This is a genomic window from Acinetobacter junii, from assembly GCF_018336855.1.
GTDB classification, from domain to species: domain Bacteria; phylum Pseudomonadota; class Gammaproteobacteria; order Pseudomonadales; family Moraxellaceae; genus Acinetobacter; species Acinetobacter junii.
Genome location: NZ_CP059558.1, coordinates 2537482 through 2553800, shown reverse-complemented (window position 1 = coordinate 2553800; position 16319 = coordinate 2537482). Strand labels below are relative to the sequence as shown.

The window sequence follows — 16319 nt, the reverse complement described above, 5'->3', positions numbered from 1 at the left end:
AAAAATGTCTCAACAGTTTGATCTTGTTGTTATTGGCGGTGGACCTGGTGGTTACGAAGCAGCAATCCGTGCTGCGCAACTAGGTTTTAAAGTTGCATGTATCGAAAAGCGTATTCACAACGGTAAACCATCTTTGGGTGGTACATGTTTGAACGTAGGTTGTATCCCTTCTAAAGCATTGCTTGACTCTTCTCATCGTTACGAAGCAACAGTTCATGAACTTGCTGAACACGGTATCACGACTGGTGAAGTTAAATTTGATTTAGATACTTTGTTAGCTCGCAAAGACAAAGTTGTTGATCAATTGACTGGTGGTGTTGCTCAATTACTTAAAGGTAATGGTATCGAGTGGTTACAAGGTACTGGTAAATTACTTGCTGGTAAAAAAGTTGAATTCACGCCATTTGACGGTGAAGTACAAGTTTTAGAACCTAAGTATGTCATTCTTGCGACTGGTTCAGTACCTGTAAATATCCCTGTAGCTCCTGTTGATGAAGATTTGATTGTTGACTCAACTGGTGCTTTGAAATTCCCGGAAGTTCCAAAACGTCTTGGTGTTATCGGTGCAGGTGTTATCGGTTTAGAGTTAGGCTCGGTATGGCGTCGTCTTGGTTCGGAAGTTGTTGTATTTGAAGCATTAGATGCTTTCCTTCCAATGGCTGATAAAGCACTGTCTAAAGAATTTCAAAAAATCTTGAAGAAACAAGGTTTAGATATTCGTATTGGTGCAAAAGTTTCTGGTACAGAGGTTAATGGTCGTGAAGTGACTGTTAAATATAACCAAGCTGGCGAAGATAAAGAGCAAGTATTTGACAAATTAATCGTTTGTGTAGGTCGTAAGGCTTATGCAGAAGGTCTATTGGCAGAAGATTCAGGTATTAAACTCACTGAACGTGGTTTAGTTGATGTAAATGATCAGTGCCAAACATCTGTTGAAGGCGTTTATGCAATCGGTGATCTAGTTCGTGGTCCAATGCTTGCTCATAAAGCAATGGAAGAAGGCGTGATGGCAGTTGAGCGTATCCATGGTCATGCTGCTCAAGTAAATTATGACACTATTATTAGTGTTATTTACACGCATCCAGAAGCTGCTTGGGTAGGTTTAACTGAAGAACAAGCTGCTGAAAAAGGTCACGAAGTTAAAGCAGGTCAATTCCCGTTTGCGGTCAATGGTCGTGCATTAGCTGCTGGTGATACAGCTGGTTTTGTTAAATTCGTTGCTGACGCAAAAACAGATCGTCTTTTGGGTATGCACGTTGTCGGTCCTAATGCATCAGACATCGTTCATCAGGGTATGATCGCACTTGAGTTTGTTTCTTCTATAGAAGATTTACAGTTGATGACTTTTGGTCATCCAACGTTCTCTGAAGTTGTACATGAAGCTGCACTTTCAGTTGATGGTCGTGCAATCCACGCGATTCAACGTAAGCGCAAATAAAAACAAAAAGTGTGGTTCGCCACACTTTTTTGAATGAAGACGATTGGTTTATAAGACAGTCGTCGTCTCATAATGTAGTGTCCTAGTGTTAAGAATATCTAGGTCGCGTCACAATAAACAACGTAGTAGGTAATTAAATGAACTTACATGAGTATCAAGCTAAAGCGTTATTAAAAAAATATGGCATGCCAGTACAAGAAGGTATTTTGGCAACAAATGCAGATGAAGCAGTAGCTGCGTTTGAACAGCTTGGTGGTAAATTCGCGGTAATGAAAGCGCAAGTACATGCTGGTGGTCGTGGTAAGGCTGGTGGCGTAAAAGTTGCAAAATCAAAAGAAGATGTTATCGAATTTGCTAACAATATTATTGGTACTCGTCTTGTAACGTATCAAACAGATGCAAATGGTCAGCCTGTTAACAGCATTATTGTTGCAGAAGATGTCTATCCAGTTGAGCGTGAGCTTTACTTAGGCGCGGTTGTAGATCGTTCTAGCCGTCGTATTACTTTCATGGCTTCTACCGAAGGTGGTGTAGAAATCGAGAAAGTTGCTGAAGAAACACCTGAAAAAATTATTAAAGTTGAAGTTGATCCATTAGTAGGTTTACAACCATTCCAAGCACGTGAAGTTGCATTTGCTCTTGGTTTGAAAGATAAACAAATCGGTCAATTTGTTAAAATTATGTCTGCTGCTTACCAAGCATTTGTAGAAAATGATTTTGCTTTATTTGAAATTAACCCACTTTCAGTTCGTGAAAATGGCGAAATTTTATGTGTAGACGCGAAAGTAGGTATTGACTCTAATGCGCTTTACCGTTTGCCAGAAGTTGCAGCTTTGCGTGATAAATCTCAAGAAAATGAGCGTGAATTAAAAGCATCTGAATTTGACCTTAACTATGTTGCTTTAGAAGGTAACATCGGTTGTATGGTGAATGGTGCTGGTCTTGCAATGGCAACGATGGACATTATCAAGCTTTATGGTGGTCAGCCTGCTAACTTCCTAGATGTTGGTGGCGGTGCGACTAAAGAGCGTGTAATCGAAGCATTCAAAATTATTCTTGCTGATACTTCTGTACAAGGTGTTTTAATCAACATCTTCGGTGGTATCGTTCGTTGTGACATGATTGCTGAAGCAATTATTGCAGCAGTTCAAGAAGTAAACGTAACTGTACCAGTTGTTGTTCGCTTAGAAGGTAACAATGCTGAGCTAGGTGCGAAATTGCTTGATGAATCTGGTTTGAAATTAATTTCTGCAAACGGTTTATCTGATGCTGCAGAAAAAATTGTTGCTGCAGTTAAAGCGTAAGGGGAGTATCAATCATGAGCGTATTAATTAATAAAGACACTAAAGTATTGGTACAAGGTTTTACTGGTAAAAACGGTACTTTCCACTCTGCACAAGCTTTAGACTACGGTACAAAAGTTGTTGGTGGTGTTACGCCAGGTAAAGGTGGAACAACACACCTTGACCTTCCTGTATTCAATACAATGAAAGATGCTGTACGTGAAACTGGTGCTGATGCATCTGTTATTTATGTTCCAGCTCCGTTTGTATTAGATTCTATTGTTGAAGCGGTTGATTCAGGCGTTGGTCTTATTGTTGTGATCACTGAAGGTGTTCCAACAATCGATATGCTTAAAGCAAAACGCTATTTAGAAACTAACGGTAATGGTACTCGTTTAGTTGGTCCTAACTGCCCAGGCGTGATCACTCCAGGTGAATGTAAGATCGGTATTATGCCTGGTCACATCCACCAACCTGGTCGTATTGGTATTATCTCACGTTCAGGTACATTGACTTATGAAGCGGTTGCTCAAACAACTAAGCTTGGTTTAGGTCAATCTACTTGTATCGGTATCGGTGGTGACCCAATCCCAGGTATGAACCAAATCGATGCATTGAAATTATTCCAAGACGATCCTGATACTGATGCAATCATCATGATTGGTGAGATTGGTGGTACTGCAGAAGAAGAAGCTGCTGAATTCATTCAATCGAATGTAACCAAGCCAGTTGTTGGTTACATCGCTGGTGTAACTGCACCTAAAGGTAAACGTATGGGTCATGCTGGTGCGATTATCTCTGGTGGTAAAGGTACAGCAGAAGAGAAATTTGCTGCATTCGAAAAAGCAGGTATGGCTTACACTCGTAGCCCAGCTGAACTTGGCTCAACAATGATGCAAGTGCTGAAAGAGAAAGGTTTAGCGTAATACGTTAGATTTATTTATCTTGAAAAAACCCAATGGTGACATTGGGTTTTTTTATGAGTGTAATATTGTGACAAAATACGTGCAAGATGCCGAAGAAATCATATAAATAAATTTGATGGATATAATTAACTGATTGTAATAGATGAAAGTATAATTTTTTATATTATGTTTAGGTTTTATTTTTTATTGAAAAAGCTTAATTAAAATATTAAAAATGAGTTTTAAATATTATCTGTTTTTAATTCATACAGAACGATCTTTATTATACAGGTCGTTCTTTCTTTTTAAGTTTTATTTAATAAAATGTTTATCTAAATTATTTTTCGTTTTTTTAAGTTTTTCGTATGGAAAATTAAATTTTATTTTATTTTTATATTGTTTTTGAATAAGTTTAATTATTACATATGCTTATATTAATTTTTATTTTAAACTTTGGTATAATTTTATATTTAAATTTAATTTAGAGTAAAATTTTTTAATTTATTGTTGTGGTTATTTTTTTATTAAATTATTATTTATAATAAATACTAAATAATGAGGAATAATATGATTAAAATAAAATTATTTATTCCTGTGCATTGTGTATCTCTTTTTGCTTTATTGTGTTGTGGAAGCGCTGTTTATTCAAATCCGATTGATCAACAGAGGGAGTACGCTGTTCAATTAATCCAGAAAGGAGAGGTTGATCATGGGTTACTTGATCTAAAGAAATTATTAGTTTTGTATCCTAAAGACCAAAAATTAATTGCGGATTATTTTGTACTTTCTTATGGAAGAAATACGCTTCATGCGACTGAGTTGATTACCTATATAGAAAATATACAAATAGAAATATTTCCTATTTATGCGCAGACCAGTGTCGTTAAAACCTTAAGAGATGCCAGACAATATTCTCTGGCTAAAAAGATGATTACAGGGTTTAGAGCTCATAATCCTCAAATAGGGTGGAATGTATGGTTAGCTACGATAGCTGCTGAAACAAAGCAAAATCAGGAAGCTCAAACCATATTAAAACAAGTAGATATGCAGCAATTAAATGCAGAAGAACTAGTGCTGTTATCGTATACCTATCGATTAGTGGGAATGCCTATCCAAGCATTGCAAGCTGCAAATGCTGCTTTCGATAAGAAAAAAACTCAATTTTCTCAAGAGGAATATTTATTAGCACTGACTGACAACGGAAATTATAAGGTGACAGATGAATATGTAAAAGGTTCTGTCTTATTTCAGACTCATCCTGATTTAGTGATCAGAATTAAACTCAGTCAATTCGCCACTCAAATTAAAAATGCAGTACTTGCTTATAAAACTGCTCAACAAGAAAGCAAATATGCAGATGCATATGTTGAATTAGACAGCGTGCTTGCTGAAATGGAATCGTATAAACCCATAGTAAATGGTTATCCTCATTGGCAAAAAAGCTTTTATTCTGATTACATCTATGCTTTAGCGAAACGTAAGCGTTACACGGATATATTAACTACTTTACAGAGTATTAGTATTCCACTAGATCTTTGGCCAACTTATACACGTCATGCAATTGCAGATGCGTATTTAGCGACCAATCAACCTGAACAAGCAGAGCAAGTTTATTTGTCATTATTTAATGAAAAGAACTATGCTGATTATGATGTTTATTCAGCCTTATATTATGCGTATTTAGAACAAGAAAAATTTGAAGAAGCAAATAACTTGATTGATGAAATGGAGCATCAATTAAGACGTTATCAATATAGCCAAGTAAAAGGTGTAGATCGTACAACTCATGAAGATTGGGAACAATATTTAAGTTTAAAAGGGTTAAATCTTGCTTATCGGAATGAGCTAGAAAAAGCCGAACAGTATTTTGAAAATTTGGTTTCAATCGCACCACGTAATATTGGTTATCAAAATAATCTGGCTTTGATTCAACGTTGGAGGCAAAAACCATTAACAGCGAAACAAGGTTTAGAACAATGGAATGGTTTGGATGAAGTCAGCCAAATGACGGAAATCAACCAAATGAATAATGCGCAAGCTCTGGGAAATATTTCATATTGGAGAGAATTAAATAAAAAGCTCTTACAATCAGCTGCGGACGATACAGGTGTCCAACTAAGTTATAAAGAGTTAAAGGATCGCGATCGGTGGAGTGTAGAACATCATAGTTATTTTTCAAGGAATAAGTCTAATGATGATCGTCTATTAAATAGTTTACGAGGATCAAACGAACAGAGTTTCTGGACGCGTTTAAATAGTCCTTGGTTTAATGATTATTATCGTATCTTTCTTGAGCATCAATATCGAAAAGCACGGTATAAAAATAAGAAATTAGACGATGCTCGGGTAGGGCTGGGACTGGAATGGTCTTCAAATAGAAAAACAGCCAATATTCTATTGTCCGAAAGAAAGGATCAAGAGCGACTTGGTGTTAGATTGGATTGGTCACATTGGTTAAATGATCATTGGGCATACAACTTCTCAGTCGATTCTGATGCTGATATACCATTACAAGCAATTGATCAAAAGCATAAAGGGCAATCTTATGTAGCCGCGATGAATTGGCAAGCTAATGAGTCTCGAAAAGCAGGTATTCAATATCAAGCGATAGATATTGATGATGGAAATTTACGACAAGCGTATCAGGCATATTTCAGTCAGCAATTTTTTCAATCACCACAACACACAAGCACAGCGACTGTTACTGGATATTACGGAAGAAATAAAGCTGTGCAAGTTGATTATTTTAACTCTGTATCTAGTCATAGCATCGAGTTAAATCTGCAACATGATTGGTTGACATGGCGTGAATATGAGCGTGACTTTAAACAGCATTTTGAGCTGACTCTGGGTACTTTTAAGCAAAAAGATTTTGCTCATCAGCCCGTTTATAACTTTTTGTATCGCCATGATTGGCGAATTTCACGTGTTTGGTATCTAAATTATGGCGTAGGGTGGAGATCCCATCCTTATGATGGTGAGCACGAAGACAAAACGTATGCCATTTTGGGCTTCGAAGGAAGGTTCTAATGAATATAAAATCTCCTTTCTGCTTATTGGCGTGTATAAGTGCAATGTCATTCAATCTGTTTGCACAACCTATTGATAAGGCAGTTTCCGAATCCGCACAAACGAGCTCTAAAGCTAATCAATTTGTGACGCTGACATTTCATGATGTTCGTGATGATGTCGCAGCAAAAGGTGATCGTGATTATTATGCGATTAGCAGTCAAAATTTTGCGCAATTTTTACAATGGATTAAAGATAATAAATGGCAACCGATACGATTAGAGGATGTTTGGCAAGCGCGTAATGCAGGAAAAGCTCTTCCTGAGAGAGCGTTGTTATTAACCGTTGATGATGGTGTATCGAGTGCATACACACATATTTTTCCATTATTAAAACTACATAAAATCCCTGCTGTATTTGCAATACCAACCAGTTGGATTAACGGCAATACCAAAGATGCTATTGAGGCATATGGTACAAGTAATTTGATGACATGGCAGCAAATGCGAGAAATGCAAGCTTCGGGTTTGGTGGAGTTTGGATCTCATAGTGACAATTTACATTACGGTATAGCCGCAAACCCTCAAAAAAATCTAGAGTTCGCAGCAATTACTCGGCAATATTTTCCTCAGTCTGAAAGTTATGAGACTGATGAAGCCTTTAGACATCGAGTCGTGAAGGACTTGCAACAATCTAAGCAAATTTTAGATAAAGAGCTAGGTACTAATACTCGCGCAATCTTTTGGCCATATGGAGCTGTGACCAAAGAAACCGAGGAATTGGCGAGTATGGTAGGTTTACCGTTGTCATTTAGCCTAGGTAGTGAGTTAAACACAGCAGATTTATTTGGGACTTATCAACGTGCTTTGATCATTGATAATCCAATACCAGCTCAAATTTACGCTGAAATGCAAGATTTTGTATTGGATCGGCATGCACCTTATAAGCAACGTAAGAGTTTTCTGCGTTTTAATTTAGCTGAACTAGTAAAAGATAATGGAAATTCTGAACAGCGATTAGGTCAATTATTGGATCAGGTTGGAGCTTTTAAGTCGAATAATTTATTGCTGACCGTTGTTGAAGATCAGAATGATGATGGAAAAATTGATGTTGCTTATTTTCCTAATCGTAGTTTACCGATGAAAGCGGACTTATTAAATCGGGTGGTCTGGCAAGCACGTACACGGATTGCAAATAAAGTTTATGCAGAACTTCCTCTGAGTTTAGAAACTCAACAAGGTTACGACTTGTCAGAGTTAACTGCAGATTTAGTCAAAAATAATAGTTCCATCACGGGTTTGATGATTGAAACAGATGACACATTACACTGTGCAATTATTCAGCGAGATTGGGATCACATTTGTCAGAAGAAAATCAATGATGTATTGACGATCAAAAATAAGACTAAATTGAAAGCAAATTATTACGTCAATGTCAGTACAAATTATCAGACAGCACTAAAATTTAGTTACAAGGGAGCCCAGTGGGGTGGGCTACAAAAGTTACTGCAGTTGATTCCTGATCATGCTGATTTTCTGTATATCGCTTTAGATTCGAATCAATCAAAAAATAATATAAATGAGCTAGATAAAGCTTTATCGACTTTAACTGAACGTGAAAAACAACATTTAATCATTAGTTTGCAGATCGATAATCAAGCTTCCTCTTATGATTGGAAAAAATATCAGCAAATCTATCAGCAATTAAAACGACAAGGTGTTCAAAAAATTGGTGTAGATAATTATCAGCTTTCTTATGGGGCTACGATTCATCAATATCTTTATCGTGAGTTGAGCTTAAATGGTAGTCCGCTCAGCTATCGCAATCCTTATGTGTTGAAACAAGGAGGGCGCTAATTATGGAATTTTTTTCAGATATTTCTTTAAGCGACTTATTTTTTGGATTTGCATTTTTATTTCCTTTATTAATGGCTTGGCTTTGGATGGCGGGTGGAATTTGGTTTTATTTCAAACGTGAATTTCGGCAAACGGTTTTCCCTGAACCTAGTCAAGAAAGTTGTAGCATTATCATTCCTTGTTTTAATGAAGAAGAACAAATTCGAGAAACCATCAAGTTCGCTATGCAAAGCCAATATCCTGATTTTGAGGTGATTGCTATAAATGATGGGAGTACGGATAGAACCGCAGAGATTTTAGATGAACTTGCGTTGCACTATCCAAAACTACGTGTGGTGCATTTGGCAGAAAATCAGGGCAAAGCATATGCCTTGAGAGCAGGTGCGATGGTCAGCCAGCATGAGTTTCTAATTTGCATTGATGGCGATGCTTTACTGCATCCTCATGCCGTTTTTTGGATGATGAATCATCTAACACATTATCCGAGAGTCGGTGCAGTAACAGGTAATCCACGCATTATTAACCGTTCCAGTGTGTTGGGAAAAATTCAAGTAGGTGAGTTCTCTTCAATCATTGGATTGATTAAACGCGCACAACGTACTTATGGACGTATTTTTACGGTATCAGGGGTGATTGCTGGTTTTAGAAAAACAGCACTAGATCGAATTGGTTATTGGCGTGATGACATGATCACAGAGGATATTGATGTCTCATGGCGGCTCCAGTTCGATCATTGGGACTTACAGTATGTACCAAAAGCACTTTGTTATATCTACATGCCTGAAACCTTTAAAGGATTGTGGCAACAACGCCTACGTTGGGCGCAAGGTGGTATCGAAGTCTTATTTGCTTATGTACCGAAGTTATTTAAATGGCGTTTAAGACGCATGTGGCCAGTCGTTTTTGAAGCAATTATTAGCGTAATTTGGGTTTATGTGATGACTGCTATCATTCTTCTTTATGTGATTGGCTTATTTGTAGAGTTACCAGAACAATGGGCGGTTCATACCGTACTGCCTAACTGGTATGGGATTGTTTTAGGTATGACCTGTCTAATACAGTTTTTAGTGAGTTTGATGATCGACCGCCAATATGACAATAGTCGAACCTTACGAACATATTTTTGGGTCATCTGGTATCCATTATTTTTCTGGGTATTAATGACCATCACAACTGCGATTGCATTGCCAAAAACCATATTTAAAAAAACCAAAACGTGCACGTTGGGTAAGTCCTGATCGTGGATTTAGAGAGGGGCAAGATCATGTCAAACTTTAAAATGGTCTATGACCTTACACAATTGGAAATTCCTCAGTACATTGATGAACCTCGTTATGTCAGAAACAAAATGGCTGGCTATGGATTGTTTTTTTTAGGTTGGTTGCTTTGGATATGGATTTTTATGCCATTAATCACTGCATTATTATGGATTTTCCAAGGTTTCAGTGCATATGAACAATTATTCGTGATGAATATACCAGAGCAATCGATTGATATCCTTTATTTAATTATTTCTATCATGTTGTTTATCCTGACTTTAATTATTTGGGCGATCTACAATTGGTTTCGTTTTTATATTAAAGAAAGAAGATCCTTTCCGAAAAATATTTCTGTAGATCAATTAGCACTGAGTTTCGAGTTAAATACTGAACAAATGAATGCCTTAAGAGATGCTAAGAATGTCACCCTGCATTATGATCAGGAAGGAAGGTTAACCAATTTTGAGCTGGCTGAAAAACAATAAAAAACGCGGTCAAGACCGCGTTTATCTTTGACTTATTCTTATCAATCTAATTTATTTTGAGATTTTAAAGTATTAGTAAGGCCGTTAATATCACCACCTTGTAGGCCTAATTCATTCATTAAGCTATCGATCAAAGGTGCTTGAGAACGGTAGCGTAGGGCACTATTCACAACTTGATCAGACAAAGACGTTTGACCGTTTTCAGTGGTTTCACCTGATGTAGTACCACCAGCAAAACCATTTAAACCATTCACCTGTAGAATTTTGATATCGTCAATATTCTCCATTGGTTTAACGCTTTCACGAATAATATCTGGTAAATGTTTGAGTAAGGCTAAACGAACTTGCATCTCCACTTGCTCTGCAGAAAGAACATTGGCTGCCTCATTCACTGCACGTGTACCTTCAGCATCTACTTGATATTGTTTTTCGAGAGCTTGTGCGAGAAGTACCTTAGCATCAGCTTCACCTTTTGCTTTTAAGCGTATCTTTTCGGCTTCAGCTTCCGCAGCAATTCGAACAGCTTCTGCTTCATCTGCTGCAGCTTTTTTACCTGCATCAGCTGCCACAGTAATCGCAATCGCTTCTTTTTCAGCAGTTTGTTTAGCTGCTACAAGCTCGACAGCTTTTTGACGTTCTGCTCTTTGAGTTTCTCGCACCGTGACGACTTCTTCTTCAGCTTTTACAGCCTCAGCTCTGGCTTTGTCAGCTTGAGCTTTAGCTTCAGATTCGGCACGTGATTTTTCAGCAATTGCAATTGCACGATCTTGCTCTGCGAGTTCGATAGTTTTTTTCTGTTCAACTTGTGCTTTTTGAATAAGTTGAGCTTTTTGGATATTTTCGTTTTCTACATCACGAGCAGAAGCGATACGTTTAAGTTCAACTTCACGTTCAGCAGCAATACGAGCTTCTTCAGCTTCACGTTTTTTACCTGCTTCTTGAGAAGCAATTTCAGCATGTTGTTCGGCTTTACGAATAGAAATTTCGCGTTCTTGTTGCAGTTTTGCATATTCTTCTTCACGAGAAATCTCAAGGCGCGCACGCTCTGCTTCGAGATTTTTAGCACGAATCGCTAAATCAGCATCCTGTTCAATATCATTACGCTTCTTACGACGGTCTTCGATTGTTTCTGTAAGTTTAGTTAAGCCTTCAGCATCAAAAGCATTTTGTGGATTGAAATATTCAAAACCAGTTTGATCTAAACCTGTCAATGAAACGGTTTCAAGTTCTAATCCGTTTTTAGATAAATCTTCAGAAACCACCTGTTGAACTTTTTGTACAAAGTCGACACGCTTTTCATGTAGTTCTTCCATTGCCATTTCCGCGGCTACAGCACGTAAAGAGTCGACAAATTTACCTTCGACTAAATCTTTTAACTCCTGTGGAGACATGGTTTTCCGACCTAAGGTTTGCGCTGCAGTCGCAATCGATTCACCTGTAGGTTTTACGCGAACGTAGAATTCAGCCATTACATCTACACGCATACGGTCACGTGTAATCAAAGCTTGGTCAGCTGCACGTTTTACTTCTAGACGCAATGTGTTCATATTGACGGGGATGATTTCATGCAATACAGGAAGCACAATCGCACCGCCATTCAAGATGACTTTTTCTCCACCGAAACCAGTTCTTACGAATGAAACTTCTTTGCTTGAACGAGTATATAAACGAGCAATCACGATACCGATAAATATCAGTGCTGCGAAAATTACACCTGTAATAATTAAAATTTCAGTCAATGCTGAATTGAACATTAAAACACCCTCATATCATTTATATTAAAAAATTAAGCGGAAATAGCCTGAAAGCCAATTTTGGTTCTTTGAGTTAAAATCACATCTTGACCTTGAGTAAAAACAACATCTAATTCTGGTTCCACTAAAACATAGTGCATTTGTCCAAATTGATCTTTCACTTTTGCTTGGGCAGGAGAATTAGGCTTTGCCTCACCCAATATAATTTTGGCAGTACGACCAATCAGATCATCACTATGAATCGCAGTTGTTTCATCTTTAGGAATAATTTTGGAAATGAGTTTTGCTGCAACACGAACGAGTGGCATACATAGAAAAAGACAGGCAGGTGCAATGATCCAAGCAGATAGATAGTGTTCAGTAAAATTGAAAAAAACATCTTGAATAATTAAACCAGTGAGTGAATAAACAGTTAGGAAAATAATCAACCAAACTAGTAAAGGTACTTTTCCAAGATACAGCCATTCTAAAAACTGAGTGAAAAGGTTATCTGCATGATCCATTGAAACATCAGCGTGATCAACGTCAGTCAAACTATCGGGAAGAAATTGATCGATGAAGCTGCTGCTTCCTCCAAACATTAATAAAATCAATTCTAATACACCTATACATAGACATAGCAATAAAGAAACGCTAAAAACAATGTTGGAAGGGTGTATTAATAAATCCCATATCATTTGTATATACTCTTTTTTCTTTTGGAAAAATTTTTTTAAAAAAATTATAAAAACTAATTATTTATAAGATTAATTGTATCGAGCATAAAATTCAATCAAATTCCAAGCTAAATATTTAAAGCAAAAAAAAAACGCAATGATTGGGGTTGTCATTGCGTTGAACAACGAATCTGTAAAAACAGTTTCGGTTGAAAGGAGAAATGTCATGAGATTAGTGTTATCTAACCTACTTGGCTATACTAATAAAAAACTTGACTGTGTTCATAGGTATTCGTGTTAACGAGTGTTATCAAGTGTTAATAAGTGACAAAATTTGTTAGTTATTGGGTTCGGGTTAAAGTTCCTAAAATAAACTTAAATCAAAAGCTTAAATAAAAATAGCCCAAAAATGGGCTATTTTTATGGTAAAAGTATTGTAATTAGAATTTAAATAAACCTAATCCACTTTTTACTTCATCTAAAGTTTGTTGCGTGATATCTCGACATTTGTCAGTACCATGCTTAAGAATATCCATAATATAGTCTGGATCTTTTTCAAGTTCAGCACGACGTTCACGGATTGGAGTAATCAGTTCCTTTAGAATACCTTCTAAACGTTTTTTAACCGTACCATCACCTAAGCCACCACGACGATAATGTGCTTTTAATTCTTCAACTTCTTCTTTGTTTGGATCAAATGCATCTAAATAAGTGAATACGATATTTCCTTCAACTTGACCTGGATCTTCAATACGCAAATGATTTGGATCGGTGTACATCGCATTGACAGCTTTTTTGATGTCTTTATCAGATGCATTTAAAACAATAGTATTACCTAAAGACTTTGACATTTTTGCCTTACCATCGAATCCTGGTAAACGTCCCATGTTTGATAATAATGCTTTGCATTCTGGTAGGAGATCATGTCCAATTTGACGATTTACACGACGAACAATTTCATTGGTTTGTTCAATCATTGGAATTTGGTCTTCGCCTACAGGGACAACCGTTGCTTTAAATGCCGTAATATCCGCTGCTTGAGCAACTGGATAGCATAAGAAGCCAGCAGGGATATCACGCTCAAAACCGCGCATCTGAATTTCAGATTTAATTGTTGGATTGCGTTCTAAGCGAGCAACCGTAACGAAGTTGAGGTAAAGCATGGTCAGCTCATTGAGGGCTGGTAAACATGATTGAACGCAAATCGTTGTTTTAGTTGGATCAATTCCAACGGCAAGATAATCTAAAGCAACTTGAAGAATATTATTTCGTACTTTATCAGGATTATCTGCGTTGTCAGTCAAAGCTTGAGCATCAGCAAGCAATAAGTGTTGATGATGACTGTCTTGTAAACCAACACGAGAACGCAATGAACCGACAAAATGACCTAAATGAAGTTGTCCAGTAGGGCGGTCGCCAGTCAAAATGATTGGACGTTGATCAGCATTACTCATGATATGTTCCAAGATTCAGTGATTTCATAAATATAAAATTGACCTTATTGTACGGGAAATAAAAAAATTTCGTCAGCGATTGAACAAACTTTTATGAAAATAATGTTGTGAATTTATTGAGTAAATCTACAATAGCGAGATAAATACAAACTAGGAAATAAAAATGGCGAGTGGTTTATTACTATTACTTGATGATATTGCAACGATTTTAGATGACGTTGCTGTAATGAGTAAAATGGCAGCAAAAAAAACAGCTGGTGTATTAGGTGATGATTTAGCTTTAAACGCTCAACAGGTGAGTGGTGTTCGCTCTGACCGAGAATTACCAGTTGTATGGAGCGTAGCAAAAGGCTCATTTGTTAATAAACTCATTCTTGTTCCATTAGCATTGTTAATTAGCGTAGTTGCACCTTGGCTTATTAATCCATTATTGATGATTGGTGGTCTATTCCTTTGTTATGAAGGTGTAGAAAAAGTAGTACACATGCTACATCACAAAAAAGCAAAAACTGCCGAAGAAGCAAGTGCTGATCTAGAAGCAATAGAGGTTGATTTAGCAAAATTTGAAAAAGAAAAAGTCAAAGGTGCAATACGTACAGATTTTATTCTATCTGCTGAAATTGTTGTGATTTCGTTGGGTACTGTTGCGACAGCCGCATTTATGACTAAAGTATCTGTATTGAGTGTTATTGCGATTGCTATGACAATTGGTGTTTATGGTTTTGTAGCGATGATTGTCAAAATTGATGATTTAGGGTTGTATTTAACTCAACAAGCTTCAGAATTTAAAAATAAAGTAGGGCGTGGCTTACTGGCTTTTGCTCCGATTTTGATGAAAACATTGTCTGTTGTAGGTACAGTAGCAATGTTTTTAGTCGGTGGTGGCATCATTACACACACGATTCCTTTATTACACCATTTTACGGAAGAAACTGTTGATCATTTGGAGTTAATCCCAAGTTTTGGTTCAATCATTGGTGCATTAACACCAACATTAATTAACTTGGGTATTGGATTTATCGCGGGTGCTATTGTATTAATTGTTGTCGGGCTAATACAAAAAGTTTGGTCAAAAGCATCTAAATAAAAAGAAACCGTCATCATTATAATAAAGAGAGGTAGTCATGCGTTGGAAAGGGCGTCGTGTAAGTACCAATGTGGAAGATCGTCGTGGTGGTGGCGGTGTTAAAGCTGGTGGTATTAGTATCATCGGTTTAGTGGTTGCATTTATTGCTTGGAAGTTTTTTGGTGTTGATCCCCAGCAAGCTTACCAAGCAACACAAGCTGTCACCAGTGAAACAACATCAACAGCCGAAGCACCGCAAAATCTGACTTTAGAACAAAAAGAAGCAAGTGAGTTTGTGGGTACGGTATTAGCTGATACAGAAGATACATGGACGCCAATTTTTCAACAATTAGGCATGACTTATAAGCCTCCTCGACTAGTTTTATTTAGTGGGGCGGTGAAATCAGGTTGTGGTACTGCGCAATCGGCAATGGGTCCCTTTTATTGCCCAGCTGACCAAAAGGTTTATATCGATACTTCTTTCTTTAAAGATATGCGCCAACAAATGGGTATTTCTGGTGAGCAAAATCAAACAGAATTGTCACGTCAAGATCAAGCTGGGGATTTTGCACAAGCTTATGTCATCGCACATGAGGTTGGACATCATATTCAGAACCTACTTGGTATCTCAGGAAAAGTGCAGCAGGCTCGTGCGCAATCCAGCCAAGTTGAAGGAAATCAACTTTCAGTTCGCTTAGAACTTCAAGCAGATTGTTTCGCTGGTATTTGGGCGAATCAAAATCAACAAAGAACACAATTTCTCGAACAGGGTGATATCGCAGAGGCAATGGATGCTGCTGAAAAAATTGGTGATGATTACTTACAAAGAAGAGCAACAGGTCAAGTTGTACCAGATAGCTTTACTCATGGTACAAGCGAACAACGTATGCAATGGTTTGAGTTGGGATACACCACAGGTGATATCAATCAATGTAATACTTTTAAATAGTCTGAATTTTATTGATTGTTGATTTTCATACGAAATGTATACCGATATATCGTTTCGCTCGATTAAAGTAACTATGTTTAGCTGATGAAGTAATTTCCTAGCTAAACTATAAGGTTTAGAAAAAGAAAGAAAAAAGAAATGAACTTCTGATGAAGTGATGCCTTATGTATTTATATTGTACGCATTAGGGCGAGAGTCTGAGCAC

General features: G+C 37.2%; 11 protein-coding genes and 1 pseudogene. 9 read left to right on the top strand and 3 right to left on the bottom strand.

Annotation, left to right across the window (positions count from 1 at the left end):
* The first annotated feature begins 4 nt into the window (after nt 1-4).
* From lpdA to pgaD, 7 genes and pseudogenes are all read left to right on the top strand, one after another.
* Nucleotides 5-1438 carry a dihydrolipoyl dehydrogenase gene (lpdA, locus tag H2677_RS11750; RefSeq protein WP_212638616.1) on the top strand — a complete coding sequence of 478 codons (1434 nt, stop codon included), beginning with the start codon at nt 5-7 and terminating at the stop codon, nt 1436-1438.
* 137 nt (nt 1439-1575) lie between these two features.
* Nucleotides 1576-2742, top strand: a complete 1167-nt coding sequence (gene sucC / locus H2677_RS11745; RefSeq protein ID WP_004908344.1) for an ADP-forming succinate--CoA ligase subunit beta — start codon at nt 1576-1578, stop codon at nt 2740-2742.
* Between the two features lie 14 nt (nt 2743-2756).
* Nucleotides 2757-3647 (top strand): succinate--CoA ligase subunit alpha, encoded by an 891-nt coding sequence (sucD, locus tag H2677_RS11740; protein WP_004908342.1) that lies wholly within the window; start codon nt 2757-2759, stop codon nt 3645-3647.
* Nucleotides 3648-4193: 546 nt separating this feature from the next.
* Nucleotides 4194-6656, top strand: coding sequence for a poly-beta-1,6 N-acetyl-D-glucosamine export porin PgaA (gene pgaA / locus H2677_RS11735; RefSeq protein WP_212638615.1), 2463 nt, complete (start codon nt 4194-4196; stop codon nt 6654-6656).
* Nucleotides 6656-8491, top strand: coding sequence for a poly-beta-1,6-N-acetyl-D-glucosamine N-deacetylase PgaB (pgaB, locus tag H2677_RS11730; protein ID WP_212638614.1), 1836 nt, complete (start codon nt 6656-6658; stop codon nt 8489-8491). The genes pgaA and pgaB overlap by 1 nt, the downstream gene beginning before the upstream one ends.
* Before the next feature lie 2 nt (nt 8492-8493).
* Nucleotides 8494-9769: pseudogene (gene pgaC / locus H2677_RS11725) on the top strand (poly-beta-1,6-N-acetyl-D-glucosamine synthase).
* Nucleotides 9756-10235: a poly-beta-1,6-N-acetyl-D-glucosamine biosynthesis protein PgaD gene (gene pgaD, locus H2677_RS11720; protein ID WP_212638613.1), complete on the top strand. Its 480-nt coding sequence runs from the start codon at nt 9756-9758 to the stop codon at nt 10233-10235. Before pgaC ends, pgaD begins: the two are co-directional and overlap by 14 nt.
* A 41-nt stretch (nt 10236-10276) precedes the next feature.
* Here pgaD and H2677_RS11715 read toward each other — a convergent pair whose 3' ends face one another.
* The 3 genes from H2677_RS11715 to trpS form a co-directional block, all read right to left on the bottom strand.
* On the bottom strand, nt 10277-11989 hold the full coding sequence (locus H2677_RS11715) for a flotillin family protein (RefSeq protein WP_005402206.1): 1713 nt from the start codon (nt 11987-11989) through the stop codon (nt 10277-10279).
* 32 nt (nt 11990-12021) lie between these two features.
* Nucleotides 12022-12666, bottom strand: a complete 645-nt coding sequence (locus H2677_RS11710) for a YqiJ family protein (protein WP_004950838.1) — start codon at nt 12664-12666, stop codon at nt 12022-12024.
* 419 nt (nt 12667-13085) lie between these two features.
* The gene (trpS, locus tag H2677_RS11705; RefSeq protein ID WP_004908319.1) at nt 13086-14099 is read right to left on the bottom strand and encodes a tryptophan--tRNA ligase; all 1014 of its coding nucleotides are present in this window, start codon (nt 14097-14099) and stop codon (nt 13086-13088) included.
* A 163-nt stretch (nt 14100-14262) separates the two neighbouring features.
* Between trpS and H2677_RS11700 the strand changes: the two genes are divergently transcribed.
* Together H2677_RS11700 and ypfJ are read left to right on the top strand one after the other, a co-directional pair.
* Entirely contained in the window at nt 14263-15186 is a 924-nt protein-coding gene (locus H2677_RS11700) for a DUF808 domain-containing protein (RefSeq protein WP_004963560.1), read from the top strand.
* 37 nt (nt 15187-15223) lie between these two features.
* Nucleotides 15224-16114 carry a KPN_02809 family neutral zinc metallopeptidase gene (ypfJ, locus tag H2677_RS11695; RefSeq protein ID WP_212638612.1) on the top strand — a complete coding sequence of 297 codons (891 nt, stop codon included), beginning with the start codon at nt 15224-15226 and terminating at the stop codon, nt 16112-16114.
* Nucleotides 16115-16319: the final 205 nt, after the last annotated feature.

Bases quoted from the DNA above. Each gene is read 5' to 3' on its own strand.
- lpdA (WP_212638616.1), top strand. From the start codon at position 5: ATGTCTCAACAGTTTGATCTTGTTGTTATTGGCGGTGGACCTGGTGGT.
- sucC (WP_004908344.1), top strand. From the start codon at position 1,576: ATGAACTTACATGAGTATCAAGCTAAAGCGTTATTAAAAAAATATGGC.
- sucD (WP_004908342.1), top strand. From the start codon at position 2,757: ATGAGCGTATTAATTAATAAAGACACTAAAGTATTGGTACAAGGTTTT.
- pgaA (WP_212638615.1), top strand. From the start codon at position 4,194: ATGATTAAAATAAAATTATTTATTCCTGTGCATTGTGTATCTCTTTTT.
- pgaB (WP_212638614.1), top strand. From the start codon at position 6,656: ATGAATATAAAATCTCCTTTCTGCTTATTGGCGTGTATAAGTGCAATG.
- pgaD (WP_212638613.1), top strand. From the start codon at position 9,756: ATGTCAAACTTTAAAATGGTCTATGACCTTACACAATTGGAAATTCCT.
- H2677_RS11715 (WP_005402206.1), bottom strand. From the start codon at position 11,989: ATGTTCAATTCAGCATTGACTGAAATTTTAATTATTACAGGTGTAATT.
- H2677_RS11710 (WP_004950838.1), bottom strand. From the start codon at position 12,666: ATGATATGGGATTTATTAATACACCCTTCCAACATTGTTTTTAGCGTT.
- trpS (WP_004908319.1), bottom strand. From the start codon at position 14,099: ATGAGTAATGCTGATCAACGTCCAATCATTTTGACTGGCGACCGCCCT.
- H2677_RS11700 (WP_004963560.1), top strand. From the start codon at position 14,263: ATGGCGAGTGGTTTATTACTATTACTTGATGATATTGCAACGATTTTA.
- ypfJ (WP_212638612.1), top strand. From the start codon at position 15,224: ATGCGTTGGAAAGGGCGTCGTGTAAGTACCAATGTGGAAGATCGTCGT.